This is a genomic window from Paenibacillus sp. EB106-06-01-XG199 (genome assembly GCF_058791575.1).
The window spans coordinates 1,138,917-1,155,885 of sequence record NZ_JBYTDQ010000001.1; the positions used below are offsets into that span (position 1 = coordinate 1,138,917).

Genomic DNA, 16,969 nt, shown 5'->3' on the forward strand with positions numbered 1-16,969 from the left:
AATGATTACGAGTCAGCGTTAACTCATATCTGACTTCTAATGAATCATATAATAACAATGTAAGCGCAGTCAATATGTATTTATGTTTTATATGAGTCTTTTATGAGTTAGTAATTGTTGATGAACAAATCATTCAACAAAGCAAAAAGCACAGGTTCAGAACTGAACCTGTGCCGTAATTTTCAAATCACAATGCACTACTCAAGAGAGCGGAGTCTCCTGATCCATCGTGTTCAATGTTTCCTCTAACCTGCCGCATAACTCATCGTTATTCAGCAAGCCAGAAACAAACATCATGATATCGCGCTGAATGTCTTTTAACTGGCAGTTGCTTAAGCCCAGCTCCGTGACCAGACGATAGGTGGGAAAGATCTCGCGGTATAACTGAAAGCGGGCCGGACGATAACCGGCTTCCTCCCCTTCCCATTCCATCGCCAAACGGCTGGCTGCAATATTCAGCGTCTTGCGCCGAAGGAGCAGTTGCGCCTCATGCGAGGTGAGAAAATCGACGAGAAGCATGGCAGCATCCTTATTCTGCGATTTACTGTTAACCGCCAGACCGTTTATGATCAGCAGCGTATTGGCATTTTGCAGCCTGGGCAGCGGGGCAATATCGAATGCCAGATCGGAATGACGCAATTGATTCAAGAAGTAATAAGTCGTCATAATCATGGATACTTTGCCTTGCAAGAATAACGCTTCCGCATCCGCGTCGCTCTCGGACAGTACGGCTGGAAATACATCCTTCATGCCGATCAGCTTTCGAATGGTACCTAAACTGTCGATTAGCTTTGAGCCACTGAGCCGGAATTTGCCTTCGCCGTCCTGTTCTGCTTCAAACGTCGTGCCGCTCTGCAACAGGAACAACGGCCACCGGTTGCGGGAAGGCAAATAAAAATAAAATCCGTACCAATTCTGACCCTCAGCTACCTTCCGGCCGTAAGCGAACAAATCATCCCAGGTCCAGCTGCTGTCAGGTGGTGATACGCCGGCTTCCTTAAAATGGTGTTTATTATAACAAAGCACGACCGGAGAATAAATAAAGGGCCGAACGCGATTACGGTCACCATACCGGAACGGATCGGAAAGAAAACGGTAGGTGTCCGGCTGCTCCTCCAGCGGTTCCAGCAGCTCCGTACAGCCTTGCTCCACAAAATCCTGATAATTATTATTGTTCATCAGTACGACATCCATGATTTCCGATTGCAAATGTTCCTTTAGCGATGATGAGTAGTTTCCTGAAGACAACTCGAGCGGCTGAACTTCGATATGCGGATACCGCTTGCCGAACTCATTCAGAAGCTCTTGCATCTCTACGAGCTTTGGGATCGTGTTCACATATCCGAACTTGATCGCCGTTCTGCCCTCCGGCACCGGAGAGAGTACCCGATTGCCAACGCGAGGGATTTTCTCAATTAAACCTTCGTCCACCAGCACCTTAAGCCCGTTGCGCACGGAAGCGTTGCTAAGTCCGAAGCGCACCTCCAGGTCACTCTCCGAAGTGAGATAACTGCCGATTGCAATACTCCCGGAACGAATTTCATGCCGCAAGGTTTGAATCATTTCCTCTAACCGAATACGGAAAAATTTCCTGCTATTCCTTTTCTGCATTGGGGTTCCTCGCCATCTTCCGATTAATCGAGCCCATAGGGACAAGTTATACAGTATTCATCATACTGAAAACCTCCGGGAACGACAAGTATCGGAGCTTGCTCCATATCTTAATACCCCATATAACTCTCCAAACCTGCCGGATCTATAATAACCATCTGCTTGTTTCCAATCAGCTCAATAAGACCCGAATCTTCGAACCTTGAGAATTTTCTGCTAATCGTTTCGCGGGTGACCCCGACATAACTGGCCAGTTCTTCACGAGACAGCGGAAGGTCAATATGAATATGACCGCCGCGTTGCTTGCCATATTTGTCGCTGAGTTCCATGATCATGTAAGCAATCCGTATTTCCGGATCTTTGGTTGCCAGGCTTTGCGCCAGATTTTCTGTATGGGCTAGTCGTTTGGTAACACTCTTCAGCAGCCTAAGCGAAATATCCGGATTATCAGTCATTAACTGCTCCATATCGGATCGGGTCAGCATGCAAATATTGGTGTCTTTCAGCGCATAAGCACTGAAGTTGCTCAGCTCATCGCTGTTAAATATGCTCAGTTCCCCGAAAAAATCCCCGTTCGTCAGGATGTGCAGAATTTGTTCCTTGCCTTCAGGAGTTGTTTTGGATAATTTCACATGCCCCCGCTGAATGATGTACAGCGTATCCGACGGCGCCCCTTCCAGAATTAACGGTTGACCTTTAGTGAACTTACGGTGCTTGATCATGGCGCTGATCCGGGAGAGATCGTCATCGCTCAACGCAGCGAAAATAGGCACCTTGCGGGTACAAGGTTCTGCAGCGTGTTGGCAAGAATGCTCATTCATAACTGTCCCCCCTTAAGACTTTTTGTCCTCAACCGGCGCAAAGTGGCTTGTATCCTCACCACATACCGGACAAACCCAATCCTCAGGCAAGTCTTCAAACGCTGTGCCTGCAGCCACATCCTCATCAGGATCGCCTATTGCCGGATCATAGATATAGCCGCAGGGTTGGCAGATGTATTTTTTCATCATTATCATCTCCTAAAAAGTTGGTAGTTTAGTTCAATCTGGTTTGTACTTCAGCCATAATTTCCACGATATTGCTACCGTTGAGATCAATTCCCGTAAGCGTGGTGCCTTGCTCGACAGCGGCTTTATATACCAGGGAAGCAGCTGCGCCTTGCCAGGATATCGCCCCGGTTATTGTGTTATCTTTCACATAGATGAGCGTATACGCTCCATTGTCTTCTCCGCGCACCGCCATATCGCATTGCCGTTCATCAACGTTGCCTATTGAAAATAGTGAGAGGCCAAAGGCATTAAACAAGGTCACTGGAACAGCTCTACGATAAACAGTGAGATTGGCGGCCATATTATTGCCGGCAATCCGGCCCTGCTCGATCGCTCCGCCCCACAGTCCTTCCACATGCCCGTTAATTTCAGCAACATCTCCGGCTGCGTACACATGCGGATCACTTGTTTGCATTTGTTCATTTACGAGAATGCCCTGCCGGACTAGAATATTCGAGCCATTTACCAGCGCCGTATTCGGCACGATACCAATAGAGTAAACTACATGGTCACAGGAGAAGTGAGACTGATCGTCCAGCGTAATTCCGGTAACAAACTCTGTCCCTGTAATAGACGCCACCCCTGATTGCAGAATAACCTTAACACCTGATCGTTCGAGGGTGTCCTTAAGCAGCTGTGAGGATTTCTCATCAAGCTGTCTGCCCATCAGGCGGTGAAATGCTTCAATCACCGTTACCTGATAGCCTGCTTCATGCAGCGCCCAAGCGGTTTCGATTCCCTGTACTCCCCCGCCGATTACGGCTACACGGCTTCCATCCTGCAGGCTGTCTTTCAGCCGGTCCGCGTCATTCATATCACGGAGGGTATGAACATTGTTCAGGCCTGCACCCTCAATCGGTAGCGCGCGGTTCCTTGCTCCCATACACAACAGGAGCTTATGATACGATACACTTTGCCCGTCTTCTGTCTCCACCAGCTGCCGGTCCGGGTGGACAGAACTGATTCGCGTAGAGGTCTTTACGGATATACGATTATCGCGATACCATTTTTCCTTCTTGATCAGCACCTTCTCACTGTGCAGGTCGGTAAACAGGCCTTTGGTTAGTTTAATCCGGTTGTAGGGCAGTTGGTCTTCCTCTCCGAGGATCGAGATTTCCGATTCTGCGTCTTGATCACGGATCGCTTTAGCGGCATGGACGGCGGCTACTCCGCCGCCGACAATAACGTAATGTTTTGTCATCCTATAATCCTCCTTCCTAAAATGAACTCAGCAGCAAATCCGATACAAATTCAGCCGCATTTTTAATTTTTTGTACTTTCTCAGGCTCTTTAGGGGAAAATCTGATTCTTAAAGGGAACTCCACATGTGTCATCCCTGTGGATTTAATCACATCAGAAGTACTTTGCACCGTCATGTTGGTTCCGTTCAGATAATCCTGAATGACTTCAATGGCTTCACCGCTCCAGCCGTATGAGCCAAAGGCTGCAGCAAGTTTGCCTTCCAGATTCATGTTTTGCATTTCTTTCAGAATGTTCTCCAGGTTTCCGATCATGTCCGCATATTTAGTGGAGCTGCCGATAAAGACTGCATCGGCTGACGCAATGCTGTTCAGAATATCGGCAGCGCTGCTTTTATCCGCATCCCAGACCTCTGTCGCAATATTATTTTCCTGCAAGCAGTCTTGTATAATTTTGGCCATCTTCTTGGTACTGTTTTTGATGGTGGTATACACAATGGCTGCCTTTTTTCCTTGAGTGGTTTCGCGGCTCAACGTGGCGTACATTTCGATATATTTACAGATGTCCTCCCGGATCACAAATCCGTGGGAAGGAGCGATCATCCGGATTTCAAGATCCTTGACAGCCTCCAGCAGTGTTCTTACATATCTTCTGTGAGGATGAATAATAGCGGCGTAATAACCCTGGAAATCTTCCGTGATATCAAATCCGGCTTCATCGCTGAACAGATTCTCCACCGCAACATGCGTACTGAAGATATCGCAAGGAAATAAGATTTGATCTTCGATACAATAGGTTATCATCGTTTCAGCAGTATGAAGGTACGGTGTTTCTTTAAACAGAAGTGTTTTTCCTCCGATATCCAGCTTATCTCCGTCTTTAACCACCAGGAAGTTCCGGCTATGAAGCTTGTACATTTCCTGCAATTCCGGTACGGCAATCTCAGTGCAAACAATTGTGGCATTTGCAGCCTTGCCAGCAAGCGCCGCCAGTCCACCGGAGTGATCAGGCTCTGTATGGTTAATCACGATGTAATGAATATCCAGAAGATCAATCATTTCACCCAGACACTCGGCATATTCACGTCCGAATTCCATATCTACAGTATCAATGACAGTCGGTTTTCCTGTTTTCAACAGGTATGAGTTATAGGTCGTTCCTTTTGATAGTACCAGACGGTGAAAGGGAACCTGACGGTTATCGATTTTGCCTATCCAGAAAGTATCCTCGGCGATTTTTTTGAACTGTGTACTCATTTCGTTAACCTCCAATGTTTGGTTGATAATGTTTATCAATAACCATATTCTATTATGGCCGCCAAACAAAAAAGAGGATTTGAATCAAATTATGAAAGTTTGAGAAAAAATTCGTATACCATAAATTTAGACGATACAAATGAAGTGATTATGCGTAGGGTCACATTTTATATAAAAAAGTATAAAAAAAGAAAAAATAAGCCTCATTCCGAGCTTTCGATGTCCCGAAACAGCCCTTGTTCTGCTGTGAATATTAATAACCCATATCCCCCTTCCGCCATATCCTAATCAAAACAATAAAAAGGTGGATAACGATGACGGAAATACAAATAAATGCTGTAGGAGACCTTATGGTCAAACGTCATATTATTTCAGATGCTAAACAAGCTGACGGTACCTATTCGTTCGGCCCCCTGTTCGCAAAAGTTGCTCCTTATCTGAAACAGGCTGATTTGACGATTGGCAATCTCGAAACCACCTTTGCCGGAAACGGGCGGAATAGCCGGAAAAGTCTGCGTTCAAGCGGTCCGATATTCAAGTGTCCAGACGAATTGGCCCCGGCCCTTAAGGAAGCCGGATTCGATGTATTAGTAACTGCGAACAATCACTGCATGGATTATGGTACCCAGGGTCTGATTCGCACGTTAAAGGTTCTGGACCATACTGGAATCGACCATACCGGAACGTCTAAGTCATTAGAAGAATCCAAGAAAACTCTTATCAAAAACGTAAAAGGGATTACGATCGGAATTCTCTCCTACACGGCAGGAACCAACAGGATTCCTGTACCTGCGAGTAAGCCATGGCTGGTCAATCGGATAGAAACCGGTAAAATCATCCGGCAAATTCGAAATTTAAAAAAGAAAGCTGACCTGGTCTTGCTTTATCTGCATTTCGGAAACGAATATAAGTACACTCCAAACAAGAGGCAAAAGCAGCTGGTCAACCTCTTCTTTAAAAATGGCGCGGACATCATCCTGGGTTCTCACCCGCATGTTCTTCAACCGTTAGCGGTTCGGGGAAAGAAACAATTTGTTATCTATTCACTGGGTAATTTTGTTTCGACTAAGCTAATGAATATTCCTTATACACAAAGCAGTATCATTCTAACTCTCAAAATCAAAAAGGATCAAAAAGGAAACACAAGTATCACTAACGTCGATTACATCCCGACCTGCGTAGTTCGTAAAGTGAAAAGCGGCAGAAAAATGACAGAGGTCATCCCCATCCGCGATGCGTTAAAGCGGAATGCCTCTGATTTAAACCCGGGGAAGCGAAATGCCTTGAATGGTATGTTGAAACATACAGAGACTATCTTAAAGCGGGGGTAGAGCCGTTTTATAATGAACAGTTTCGTCTGTAACATTCCAGATATGCTGATAGCCATCGTAATAATCTAAACAGCGGTAGTCCAGGACTGTATCTCTCGTCCAAGGTTACCGCTGTTTTAATTCGTTATATAACATTCTCCAGAATTAATAATTCCATAATGAATAAGGTCTACAAATTTATTTTCTTTATAGACATGCTGAAATAAAACACCTTCCTTCACCATGCCCGATTTCTGCATAACCCGTCCAGAGCCTGGATTTGAAGCAAAGTATCTCGCGTACACTTTATGGTAGTGCTTTTCTGTGAAGGCAAACTCAAGGATAGCTTTTGTTGCTTCTGTCGCATATCCTTTCCCCCAGTATTCCTCACCTATCCAATACCCTAGTTCGCCATTTTTGTGCGATTGGTTATTTGACAGTCCTATTGCTCCATAGAGCTCATATGTATTTTTATCAGTAATGGCGAACTCATAGGATTTATTACTGTTAAAATTAGCCTCTTGTGTTTGAATCCATGATAATGCACAATCATTGGAGTATGGATAAGGTAGAGTTAATGTACTTTTATAGATATTGTAATTATTGCAGAGCTCACTGACACGTTGTGCATCAGACTCTTTAAAGGGTCTTAAAATCAACCGTTCGGTAGTAAGCGTTCTTTCGGCTTGATTGTACATTGTTCTAATTCATCCTCCTAGCTTGAAATTATATTACAGGTGTTTCTATTTTCTTCCTGTTTCAATAAAAAATCAATCGGGTAATTCAATTTCGGAGTTATATTCATTTCATTAGATTGGGGCCTTCCATATAGGAGGTCTATTTTTGACGCACACATTACCTTACCCTATGGAGGCCGCCATGCATCGCGTAAACCTGAACCAGGAACGATTCAACCAACAGGTATTTGATCACGCCTCCTTTGGCATCGCCCTTGTTGGGCCAGAAGGTGTGATTTTAACTGTTAACCCCGCCATTGAACAGATTTTTGGCTATTCCACTGCAGAATTTGACGGCATGAGGTTGGAAGACCTTTCCCATACCGATGATGATTTTAGAACTATACACCAACTCAAGACGCTCATGGGTGACCGAACCAACGTACAGCTCGAAAAGCGGTTTATTTCAAAAAATGGAGACGACTTGTGGGGGCTGCTATCTCTCAAGCTTTTCAGTGATGAGGCGGACCAGGCATTGTATTACATTTGCCAAATCATTGACATCACCAAGCAAAAGGAATCCGAGCAGCGCCTACAGGAGTCAGTTGAGCGGTATACATCACTCAAAAAATACAATCATGACACCGTGATTTCATTTGGGCTAGACGGCCGAATTATTAACGCCAACAGTATGGCGGAAAAGATCACAGGCTACTCCATAGAGGCCGATCTGATCGGGATGGAGCTTTCGAGTCTAATTGGCCACGAGAATGTCCAGAAGATTCTGAAAAAAGCGCTGTACGATGATTCGGTTGAACAGCACATTAATGCGCTTAGAACCAAAAGTGGCCAGATTGTTGAAGTGCTTACCAGTATTGCACCAATTTATGTGAGTAATCAAAATATCGGATTCTACCTCATCTGTAAGGACATCTCTGAACAGCGGCAATTGTTGCTTGCAAAGGAGGCTGCCGAGTCTACGAACAGAGCGAAAAGTGAGTTTCTTGCCATGATGAGCCACGAAATCCGCACCCCTATGAACGGGGTAGTCGGCATGACGGATATTCTGCTTGATACAACTGACCTTAATGAAGAGCAACGAGGCTATGTGGAGATCATCCGCAAAAGCGGGGATACCCTGCTCAATATCATCAATGATATTCTTGATCTTTCAAAAATCGAAGCAGGCCGAACTGAACTGCAAGAAGATACATTCGCTCTTCGCAAATGCATCAAGGACAGCTTCGCTGTTATTTCTATGAAGGCTGATCAAAAGCAAATCGAGCTCTCCAGTACGATAAATCACGATGTTCCGGACTACATTTACGGAGACTGCGACCGTTTGAAACAGGTTCTCCTGAACCTGCTCGGCAATGCCGTAAAGTTCACCTCCAAGGGCAATATATCGGTAAAAGTGAAGCTGCTAAAGGAAGATCCGACAAAGCTGGCCTTTACGGTAACAGATACGGGCATTGGGATTGATCCTATGCGGCTGAATGACATTTTTGAACCGTTTGCCCAAATTGACAGCTTTATGACGCGCAATCACGAAGGCACTGGTCTGGGCCTTGCTATCAGCCGCAGAATTATCGGTATGATGGGCGGCGAGATTTACGCGGAGAGTGACGGCAAGAGTGGCTCGTCTTTCACCTTCACCATCAAGCCCAAGAAAACAGCGGCAATTCCCGCTCAAGAATCTTCCTCGTACAAGCACCCTATTACACGAGAGATTAATATTTTGCTTGCTGAAGACAATTACATCAACCAACTGGTGTTAACCAAAACACTTGAAAAATTAGGTCATAGAATCACCCCTGTCTCAAACGGCTTAGACGCAGTTGAAGCAGCACACAAAGAGAAGTTTGATCTCATTTTAATGGATCTGCACATGCCGATTATGAACGGCTTCGATGCGGTGAAGTTGATAAGAGAAGAACACAAGGAGAACTGTCCCCCGATTATCGCAGTCACAGCCAATGCTTTGAAAGGTGATCGGGAAAAATGTCTCGCTGCCGGGATGGACGAGTATGTCAGCAAGCCTATTAAGCGGGAAGTCATCCTGAAGATTATTGACCAGCTTGTGAACAGATATTGAAATGTTTTCTGTATGCTGAAAATTTCGAGAATTTATAAAGCATAAATAACAGGCGCCCTCCTCTATGAGAGACGCCTGTTATTTATTTTGACTTCGTTTACCGGGTTATATCCTGGAAATCCTCTATAAACTCAACTTCTGCTGGAGTAATACTGCCAGCCCCTCGGCTGTATCCCAAACCATCGGACGGATATCTTGGATTTGTACAAAAAGGTTCTCGGCATCGCTCCCGTTTACGGTCCAGATCACTGGAATGTTTAAACCGAGCGCATATCCCGCTGCAAAATACACCTCGGGGGATTGACCGGATAAGTCCGCAATCATCAGTTTACTGTCCGCGATAAGCTCCAAGGAATACTGTTCACGGCTCTGCGTTTTTGTATGTGTAAGCAATCGCGGCAAATAACCGCACTGCTCGATTTTCGGCAACAGTATTTCCAGCCACTCCGTGCGCAAATCCCCCTCATCCGAAATGAGAACGACGCAAGGCTTTAATTTTTTCCCTCCGGCGTTCGCAGCGGCTTCGCTCCAGCCTTTGCCGGTAAGCTTAAAAGACATACCTTCCCTGATAAGCAGCTGCTCGTTGATCAGCTTATCAATGATATAAACCAGCTCTTGCAGATTGGGCGAATAGGTCAAATTATAGCTGCCGGAGAGTGGTTGAATGACAACAGGTTCCTCCGGCCCTTCGGAATGTCTGTATAAATATTGCAATAGACGGTTTCCTTTATCTTCAATGGTAACGGGTATTTTCGGAGAATTTGCAATCGACTCTAAGTCGTTGGCGGCTAGAGTGACCTTTTCATCACAATCGGTCAGCTCCCGGATATAAGCTGATATTAAATGAAGCATGTCGCGTTTCTTGGGGTGCGGCAACGAATTAATAGGTTCATAGCTGTCTCTCCGCAGGCTATAGAAACCGCCGGGTGAACAGGCACAGCCAATATATCTATCGTAATCGCCTTCCGGTTTAATGGGAACAATCTCATCGCAGAACAAACAGTGTTTCTTATTCATGACAACTTTTCACCTCTTATTGATTGCTAACCTCTACCTTACCAAGTTTTTTAAGGAAAGTAGACAAGCAGATATTTCCTTCACTGCTGAAAACGGACGTGATTTGATGAACTTATAGTTTATCCTCAATCGGCGATTATACAAAAAAGACAGCCGTCCGTCGGCTGCCTTTTCTTAGTTTATGGAATTAAAGTTTCTGAATCCCTCTCCCCGCTCTTATGCACTAGGAAGCCGCATAACATCAGGCTAATTGCCACATAGGCTGCGATCATGCCGATGATGCCGAACCAGCCAAAATGGCTGTACAGCAACCCGCCGCCTGTACCACTTACACTAGAGCCTACGTAGTAGAAAAAGAGATACAGTGCATTGGCCTGCGACTTATGATCATCAGCTACCAGGCCCACCCAGCTGCTGGCAATGGAATGGCCACCGAAGAAACCAAAGGCGAACAGCGCAAGGCCGATGATTTTGACCCATAAGAAGGGATGCATCGTGCAAAGTGCTCCCGTTAAAATGATGGCAAGGGTTAACCTAATGACACCGGTACGGCCATACCTGTCAGCCAGCCGCCCCATCCAGGTGGAACTGAAGGTTCCCATCAGATACACGACGAAAATGCTGCCGGCCAGTGACTGGCTAAGATTGTACGGTTCACCGGTCAACTCGAAGCCAATATAATTAAACAAGGAGACAAAGCTGCCCATTAGCAGGAAACCTAGCCCATATAGACAAAGGAGCCGCGGATTACGGCATTGCGACCAGAGCAGTGGAATCACCTGGCCCAGCTTGCCTGTCTTCTTCACGAAATGGCGCGAAGGCGGAATCACCCTCCAGAATATCAAAGCCGCAGCCAGACCCAACACGCCAATGACACCGACAGCTGCGCGCCAGTCAAACCAGTCGGTCAACAACCCGCTGATGATCCGGCCCCCCATTCCTCCAATGGAGTTGCCGCTAATGTAAAGACCCATTGCATAACCCAGACTGAGGGGTTCGATTTCTTCCACAAGATAAGTCATTGCTATAGCGGGCAATCCAGCAAGCGCAATGCCTTGTAATATACGCAACAGCAGCAATACGGGGAAAAACGGGCTAAAAGCGGAAATGATGGCGATCACGGAAGTTGCAACCAGAGAGGCCGTCATAATGGCTCTGCGGCCAACCGCATCGGATACGGAACCGATGAACAGCATGGTCAATGCCATGGATAGAGTGGTGACCGACAAGGTTAAACTGGATTCCGTCGGCGTGATTCCAAACGCTTCGGTAATTTCCGGCATCAAAGGCTGCAGGGTATAAAGAAGCGCAAATGTGACAAAACCTCCGGCAAACAGGGCAAGACTAATATTTCGGAACGATTTTGAACCCTGCTGAATTTTCATTGCTCCCTACTTTCTTTGCTGGAGAAACTCCGATTGTCGGAACAGGACAGGGTGACCGGAACCCTCCTTGTTATTTGCGGAACAGCTTTCGTTCCATCTGGGTTAAGAACTCGTAGCCGTCTGCTGTCACCACGATCGTATCTTCAATCTGAAATCCGCCTGCGCCCAGTTCATAATAAGGAACCTCCACACACAGCACCATCCCCTGTTGCAGAATGCGGTGATCTCCGGGCGACAGAGTTACATCATCGTACAATTCCAGGCCGATGGCATGCCCCACATGCTGGCGCCGGTAATGCGGAATGCCTTCCTTCTGAACTCTGGCTACAGCTGCCTGGAAGACGTCAGATGCTTTTACGCCGGGGCGGATCATTTCAAGCGCCTGCTCCCAGCCGCTGCGCACTGCATGAAAGTGCTGTTCCATCCAAGGTGTGGCTTCTCCAAGCACTACAGTCCGGCCTGTATCTCCCCAGTATCCGTCCAACTGAAGACAGAGATCAAAACGGATCTGGTCCCCCGGCTCGATGACGCGGAAATAATTCTCAATCAGCGGCAGAGCGCTGCGCGGACCCGCACCAACTGCCGTCATCGCGGGGGTGCCCCCTGCTTTCATCACGGCAAGCCGGTAATGGTCGGCCAAGTCCTTCTCGTGCACACCCGCGGCGATCAGACCGATTAGTTGCTGCTCAATCGTCTCGTTCAGAACTGCAGACTTCCGCAGACGTTCGATTTCAAACGGTGTTTTGATCTGCCGGATCTGGCGGAACAGCTGGTAGGCTGCAACAGCCTGTCCGCCGGGAAGTCCAGCGGCAAATTTAGCAAGCAGATCTGGAGCAATTCTCATTTCATCCACCCCTACTGCTTGTCCCTTGAGCCCAAGAGCTTCAAGAGCCGCTTCCAACGCTTCAATCGGCCCCGCATAGGTTGTCGTATTTTGCAGCAAAGTGTAAAAAAGATCAATATCCGGAGTAGATGGCTTGCCTTCGATAGACCCCTCCACAAAAAAATCGCTGTACACATATAAATCTGCTCCGGTAATCCCCAGCTGCGCAATTACACCCAGCCGGTTGGTAGGAATAATGACACAGGGACGGGTTTCCGGTTCACGCGGCAGTACAGCATAAATTTGCATCGTCCAGTTGCTGGCCCGCAGCTGCGAGCCAAGAATATAGTTGATGTTTTCCGGTGTGGTCGCCACAAGAGCGGCCAGACCTCTGGTTGCCATAAGTTCAGCGGCACGCGGCCGGTTGACTCCGGAAACAGGATTCGAGATTTGCTTGTCCATCAGGTTCAAGACCTCCTTTTCTTCGTTCGGCTGCCGAGCAGTTTTTCCAGACCCGGTGCGGAGCGGATGAGCAGTTTGATTGCAAAAAACAGAACAAGTGCAAAAGCGATAAGCACCATGGACACGACAGCGACCGTAGGATCCTGCCATTTTTCCATGTACAAGAAGAGCTGTATAGGCAAGGTATAACTTCCCTGACGTAAGATAAGCAGTGCCGTCTCGACCTGATCAAAGGTGAAGACAAAGGCAATCGAACCTGCTAAAACAAGCGAAAGCCGCAGCTGCGGCAATGTGATCGTAAAGAAAATGCGAAAAGGTCCGGCCCCCAAATCGGCGGCAGCTTCGCGGTGTGCCGGATTGAGATTGGCGAGAGCGCTGCCAACAATGGACAGGACAAACGGCAGGACGATGACCGCCTCCCCCAGGATCAGGGCAAATAATCCGCCAGCGATGTGCATCTTTGAGAACAGGATCAGATACGCCACACCTAATGTAATCTTGGGCATTACCATTGGCGACATGAAAAAGGCGCGTAAAAGTCCCCTGCCCGGAAAAGGATAATGGACTATCGCCAGCGCAGCCATTGTGCCAGTAACCAGAGCCAGCAGAACTGCACCCGCTGAAGACAGCATACTGTTCCGGAAGGCTTCCAGAAACTGCTTCTGATCACCCAGACGGCTGTACCATTCCAGCGTCAGCCCCTCGGGCGGAAACTTGCTGGAGGCTCCGCTGCTCACTGAGGTTACCAGGATCATCAACAACGGCAGCAGCAGATACAATCCGACGGCCCCTGCACATACGTAGAGAATCCATTTGTAATCCCGTGGTTTTTTAGTCATGGGTCTGCCCTCCCGTCCGGGTACGCCGGAACATCAGCCGGTCAGCTAACTTGTTCACAATCAATGATACAAAGATCGATGAAGCAAACAAAAAGAGGCTCGCCACAGCCGCCATCGGCCAGTTCGTATCCAATGTCCGCTGATAGATCAGTACCGGAAGCGTCATGACGCGCCCGCCTCCGATCAATTGAGGCGTTGTAAATGCGGTCAGGCAGAGTGTAAAGACAATCTGCACCCCGCTCGCAATGCCCCTCGCGGACAAGGGCAGTGTAATGGTTAGAAACGTGCGCCATTGACCTGCGCCCAGATCATGGGCTGCCGCTTTCAGTGAATCATCGGTTTGGGTAAGCACATTCAAGATCGGGAACACCATAAACGGCAGAAAGATATGTACAAGCGCAACGGTAACCCCGGTCTCGTTATACATCATCTCAAATCCGCTATCCGTCAGTCCCATCTTTATGAACAGCCAGTTCATAAAACCCTGCTTAGACAATAGCAGCTGCCATCCATATGATCTGACAACAGCACTGACGAGAAGCGGAAGAAATGTTAGCAGCAAGAAGAACTGTTGTAAGCCTTTCCGTTTCAGGCCGGCAATACAGTAGGCTAGCGGATAGGCAAGCAGCAGACTCCAAAAAGTTACCTTGGCGGCGACTCGAAAGGTGGTACCTATCAAGGTCCAATAATAAGGGTCACCCAGGAAAGAACGGTAGGAATCGAGATTCCAGTCCCGGATCAGCCTCCCGTTCTCGTAGAGATCAAAACTATACCGGCCGAAGATCAGCAGTCCACCTAGATACACGATGCCCATCAAGGCAAGCGCAGGCAACAGCAGCAGCAGCTGAGCCGCCCAGGTTCGGTTCCCCGGAGAGAACAGACCCGCGAGCTTGCCGGCAGCCTTCATCATAAGGAACCCACTCTTAGTGGAGGGCCATCAACGGGCAGGAGAAGACCGTCTTCGGGATTGAATCCGATTTGCAGCGAGTCGCCCGGAGCATACCGGGCATCCCCCCGCTGATACAGTGTGCTGGCATGCAGCTGGATATGGCCACCCATATCCAGCGTGTAGCGGATGCTTGCACCGCCATATGCACATTCGGTCACTCTTCCTTCCAGCCGGTTGTCGCAGCCACTTGCCGCTTCTCCGATCCGGAGATACTCGTAACGGACGGAGAGTGAACCCGTACTCCCCGCAGGGAGCGGGGGCTGCCCTTCCTGCGGGCGTACGGCAAGCTTCAAGCCGCCGGCTTGAACCCAGACCCGGCCTTCTTCCGCACCAAGTACCTTCACCCGAAGCAGGTTGGTGTCGCCGATAAACTTGGCAACAAAGCTGTCCACCGGCCGTTCGTAGATTTCATCGGGCGTCGCATATTGGAGCAGCTTGCCGCCCCGCATGACACCGATGCGGTCAGACATGTTCATCGCTTCATGCTGATCATGGGTAACGAAGATAAACGTGCCCCCGAATTCACGTTGTATCCTTTTCAGTTCACGCTGCATATCCAGCCGCAGCTGCAAATCCAGTGCAGACAACGGTTCGTCCAGCAGCAGCACTTCCGGCTTGTTGATTAAGGCACGGGCGATGGCAACGCGCTGCGCCTGTCCGCCGGATAGCTGGGAGACGGCGCGCTGGCTGTAGTTGCCGAGCTGCACCAGTTCCAGCATCTCCTGTACCCGCTGTTTAATTTCGTGCTTCGGGGTATTTTTGACTTTCAAACCGTAAGCGATGTTATTGTAGACATCCATATGCGGGAACAGCGCCAGTTGCTGAAAAATCATATTTGTATTTCGTCCATAAGCCGGAATCCCCGAGACATCTTGTCCTGACAGCAGCACAGTCCCCTCATCAGGCTGCTCCAGGCCGCCGAGAAGCCGGAGCAGCGTGGTTTTCCCACAGCCGCTGGGCCCGAGCAGAGAGACGAATTCTCCCCGTTTCACCTGTAGCGACACCTGATTAACGGCCGTATTTCCCGCATAACGCTTGCTCACATCACGCGTCTCGATTGCAATCGGCCCCACTCCGTCACTCATTGTCCCAACTCCCATCTCTCCGGTTGCTGCCAGCAGCCGGTTTATAATTTTGTTTTGACCAGACGGTCCCACAGTTCCTTCCAGGCGGAGCTGTTCTTGGCCAGCGTATCCCAGTCAGGATTCATTCCCTTACTCTGCTCCTCAACGGAGAAGGATGGATCATCCTTGTATTTATCCGGGATGACTGCTGCCGTGCTCGTCACTGGAGTGCCTGTCGCCTCGGCGTAACGGGACAGCGCATCTGCGCTAAGCAGCTCGTTAATGATCTCGTTGGCCACTTTTGCCTGCTCCGGCGTAGAACCTTTGACAACCTGCAGCGAATAAGGGAAGGAAATCGCACCTTCCTTAGGATAAGCTACGGCCAGCGGCGAGCCGCCGTCGATCCAAGTTTGTGCTACTTGTGAGCTGAACGGAGCAATCAGGGCATCGCCCGAATCGAGCAGACCCTTAAGCTGGTCGTTCGAGGTAACCAGTGTGCCGATCTGCTCGCTGTTATCCGCCCAGAACTGGAAGGCCGGCTCTGGATTCTCGTAGGATGCGCCGAGTTCTTCCCCTTTTACAGCCAGAAGCGGGGACAGATAAGAATAGAACATGTAATCCCACAATGCAGTTTTCCCTTTGAACTCTTCGTTTCCCCACAGGTCGTTCCAGCTTGTCGGCGGTGTTTTTACCAGATCTTTGTTGTAGACCAGCGCAAAGCTCGACACGCCCCAGACGATGCCCTTGTTATCAGCGGTGTGGAATGCTTCGGGAATGTCCTTCATATGGGTGACTATGGCCGGGTCAAGCGGCTCCCACATATCGTCATTGACGCCTTTGGCTGAAGCATCTGCGTTGAAATAACCGAAGTTTACAATCGGATTGTTCGGGTCAGCCTGCTTGCCTGCCAGCATTTTAGGATACATTACAGCATTGGAGGATTCTTCGAAGGTCACCTCAACATTCGGATGGTTCTTCACATACTCTGCTACGACTTCTTTAGGAACCACATCCTGATTGGAGCCGGCCCAGATAAACATGGTCAGCTTGACCTTTTCACCACTGCCGGCTGCTGTCGAATCTTCCGATTTCCCGGCAGGATTGTTATCAGCAATATTGTTTCCGGTAGCGTTATTCGCGTTGTTTCCCCCTCCACAAGCTGATAGTGCCACAATCATGGCAAGCGACATTGCCGGTAAGATATAAGAGCGTTTAAGTTTTTGAGTACTCAT

Annotated in this window: 15 protein-coding genes; 2 read left to right on the plus strand and 13 right to left on the minus strand. The window is 48.4% G+C overall.

The genetic code is table 11. The annotated features are described in order from the left end of the window. Positions 1-201: 201 nt before the first annotated feature. The 5 genes from AC3WT9_RS05480 to AC3WT9_RS05500 all read right to left on the minus strand — a co-directional run bounded on the left by AC3WT9_RS05480 (position 202) and on the right by AC3WT9_RS05500 (position 5,116). Entirely contained in the window at positions 202-1,611 is a 1,410-nt protein-coding gene (locus AC3WT9_RS05480; protein WP_492407467.1) for an ABC transporter substrate-binding protein, read from the minus strand. A 110-nt stretch (positions 1,612-1,721) separates the two neighbouring features. Next, the gene (locus AC3WT9_RS05485; protein ID WP_341093192.1) at positions 1,722-2,432 is read right to left on the minus strand and encodes a Crp/Fnr family transcriptional regulator; all 711 of its coding nucleotides are present in this window, start codon (positions 2,430-2,432) and stop codon (positions 1,722-1,724) included. Between the two features lie 12 nt (positions 2,433-2,444). Beyond that, on the minus strand, positions 2,445-2,618 hold the full coding sequence (gene rd, locus AC3WT9_RS05490) for a rubredoxin (RefSeq protein ID WP_341380372.1): 174 nt from the start codon (positions 2,616-2,618) through the stop codon (positions 2,445-2,447). Between the two features lie 28 nt (positions 2,619-2,646). Beyond that, positions 2,647-3,861: an NAD(P)/FAD-dependent oxidoreductase gene (locus AC3WT9_RS05495; RefSeq protein ID WP_341378629.1), complete on the minus strand. Its 1,215-nt coding sequence runs from the start codon at positions 3,859-3,861 to the stop codon at positions 2,647-2,649. 16 nt (positions 3,862-3,877) lie between these two features. After that, positions 3,878-5,116, minus strand: a complete 1,239-nt coding sequence (locus AC3WT9_RS05500) for an FprA family A-type flavoprotein (RefSeq protein ID WP_341378628.1) — start codon at positions 5,114-5,116, stop codon at positions 3,878-3,880. 314 nt (positions 5,117-5,430) lie between these two features. Between AC3WT9_RS05500 and AC3WT9_RS05505 the strand changes: the two genes are divergently transcribed. Beyond that, positions 5,431-6,447, plus strand: coding sequence for a CapA family protein (locus AC3WT9_RS05505; protein WP_341378627.1), 1,017 nt, complete (start codon positions 5,431-5,433; stop codon positions 6,445-6,447). A 116-nt stretch (positions 6,448-6,563) separates the two neighbouring features. Here the strand turns inward: AC3WT9_RS05505 and AC3WT9_RS05510 are convergent, their stop codons facing one another. Beyond that, positions 6,564-7,124, minus strand: coding sequence for a GNAT family N-acetyltransferase (locus tag AC3WT9_RS05510; protein ID WP_341378626.1), 561 nt, complete (start codon positions 7,122-7,124; stop codon positions 6,564-6,566). A 145-nt stretch (positions 7,125-7,269) separates the two neighbouring features. On the opposite strand from AC3WT9_RS05510, the gene AC3WT9_RS05515 reads away from it, so the two are divergent. Then, positions 7,270-9,198: a PAS domain S-box protein gene (locus tag AC3WT9_RS05515; RefSeq protein WP_341378625.1), complete on the plus strand. Its 1,929-nt coding sequence runs from the start codon at positions 7,270-7,272 to the stop codon at positions 9,196-9,198. A gap of 123 nt (positions 9,199-9,321) precedes the next feature. Here the strand turns inward: AC3WT9_RS05515 and AC3WT9_RS05520 are convergent, their stop codons facing one another. From AC3WT9_RS05520 to AC3WT9_RS05550, 7 genes are all read right to left on the minus strand, one after another. After that, positions 9,322-10,215 (minus strand): hypothetical protein, encoded by an 894-nt coding sequence (locus AC3WT9_RS05520; RefSeq protein ID WP_341378624.1) that lies wholly within the window; start codon positions 10,213-10,215, stop codon positions 9,322-9,324. Positions 10,216-10,394: 179 nt separating this feature from the next. Beyond that, entirely contained in the window at positions 10,395-11,600 is a 1,206-nt protein-coding gene (locus tag AC3WT9_RS05525; RefSeq protein WP_341378623.1) for an MFS transporter, read from the minus strand. Between the two features lie 70 nt (positions 11,601-11,670). Then, positions 11,671-12,885 (minus strand): M24 family metallopeptidase, encoded by a 1,215-nt coding sequence (locus AC3WT9_RS05530; protein WP_341093179.1) that lies wholly within the window; start codon positions 12,883-12,885, stop codon positions 11,671-11,673. A gap of 5 nt (positions 12,886-12,890) precedes the next feature. Continuing rightward, positions 12,891-13,724: an ABC transporter permease gene (locus tag AC3WT9_RS05535; RefSeq protein ID WP_341093178.1), complete on the minus strand. Its 834-nt coding sequence runs from the start codon at positions 13,722-13,724 to the stop codon at positions 12,891-12,893. Next, positions 13,717-14,634, minus strand: a complete 918-nt coding sequence (locus AC3WT9_RS05540) for an ABC transporter permease (protein WP_341093177.1) — start codon at positions 14,632-14,634, stop codon at positions 13,717-13,719. The genes AC3WT9_RS05535 and AC3WT9_RS05540 overlap by 8 nt, the downstream gene beginning before the upstream one ends. Next, complete coding sequence (locus tag AC3WT9_RS05545; protein WP_341378621.1) at positions 14,631-15,758, minus strand: ABC transporter ATP-binding protein; 1,128 nt, start codon at positions 15,756-15,758, stop codon at positions 14,631-14,633. The genes AC3WT9_RS05540 and AC3WT9_RS05545 overlap by 4 nt, the downstream gene beginning before the upstream one ends. A 41-nt stretch (positions 15,759-15,799) precedes the next feature. Continuing rightward, entirely contained in the window at positions 15,800-16,969 is a 1,170-nt protein-coding gene (locus AC3WT9_RS05550) for an ABC transporter substrate-binding protein (protein WP_341093174.1), read from the minus strand.

Bases quoted from the DNA above. Each gene is read 5' to 3' on its own strand.
- AC3WT9_RS05495 (WP_341378629.1), bottom strand. From the start codon at position 3,861: ATGACAAAACATTACGTTATTGTCGGCGGCGGAGTAGCCGCCGTCCAT.
- AC3WT9_RS05500 (WP_341378628.1), bottom strand. From the start codon at position 5,116: ATGAGTACACAGTTCAAAAAAATCGCCGAGGATACTTTCTGGATAGGC.
- AC3WT9_RS05520 (WP_341378624.1), bottom strand. From the start codon at position 10,215: ATGAATAAGAAACACTGTTTGTTCTGCGATGAGATTGTTCCCATTAAA.
- AC3WT9_RS05510 (WP_341378626.1), bottom strand. From the start codon at position 7,124: ATGTACAATCAAGCCGAAAGAACGCTTACTACCGAACGGTTGATTTTA.
- AC3WT9_RS05550 (WP_341093174.1), bottom strand. From the start codon at position 16,969: ATGAGTACTCAAAAACTTAAACGCTCTTATATCTTACCGGCAATGTCG.
- AC3WT9_RS05480 (WP_492407467.1), bottom strand. From the start codon at position 1,611: ATGCAGAAAAGGAATAGCAGGAAATTTTTCCGTATTCGGTTAGAGGAA.
- AC3WT9_RS05545 (WP_341378621.1), bottom strand. From the start codon at position 15,758: ATGAGTGACGGAGTGGGGCCGATTGCAATCGAGACGCGTGATGTGAGC.
- AC3WT9_RS05530 (WP_341093179.1), bottom strand. From the start codon at position 12,885: ATGGACAAGCAAATCTCGAATCCTGTTTCCGGAGTCAACCGGCCGCGT.
- AC3WT9_RS05535 (WP_341093178.1), bottom strand. From the start codon at position 13,724: ATGACTAAAAAACCACGGGATTACAAATGGATTCTCTACGTATGTGCA.
- AC3WT9_RS05525 (WP_341378623.1), bottom strand. From the start codon at position 11,600: ATGAAAATTCAGCAGGGTTCAAAATCGTTCCGAAATATTAGTCTTGCC.
- AC3WT9_RS05485 (WP_341093192.1), bottom strand. From the start codon at position 2,432: ATGAATGAGCATTCTTGCCAACACGCTGCAGAACCTTGTACCCGCAAG.
- AC3WT9_RS05540 (WP_341093177.1), bottom strand. From the start codon at position 14,634: ATGATGAAGGCTGCCGGCAAGCTCGCGGGTCTGTTCTCTCCGGGGAAC.
- AC3WT9_RS05505 (WP_341378627.1), top strand. From the start codon at position 5,431: ATGACGGAAATACAAATAAATGCTGTAGGAGACCTTATGGTCAAACGT.
- rd (WP_341380372.1), bottom strand. From the start codon at position 2,618: ATGAAAAAATACATCTGCCAACCCTGCGGCTATATCTATGATCCGGCA.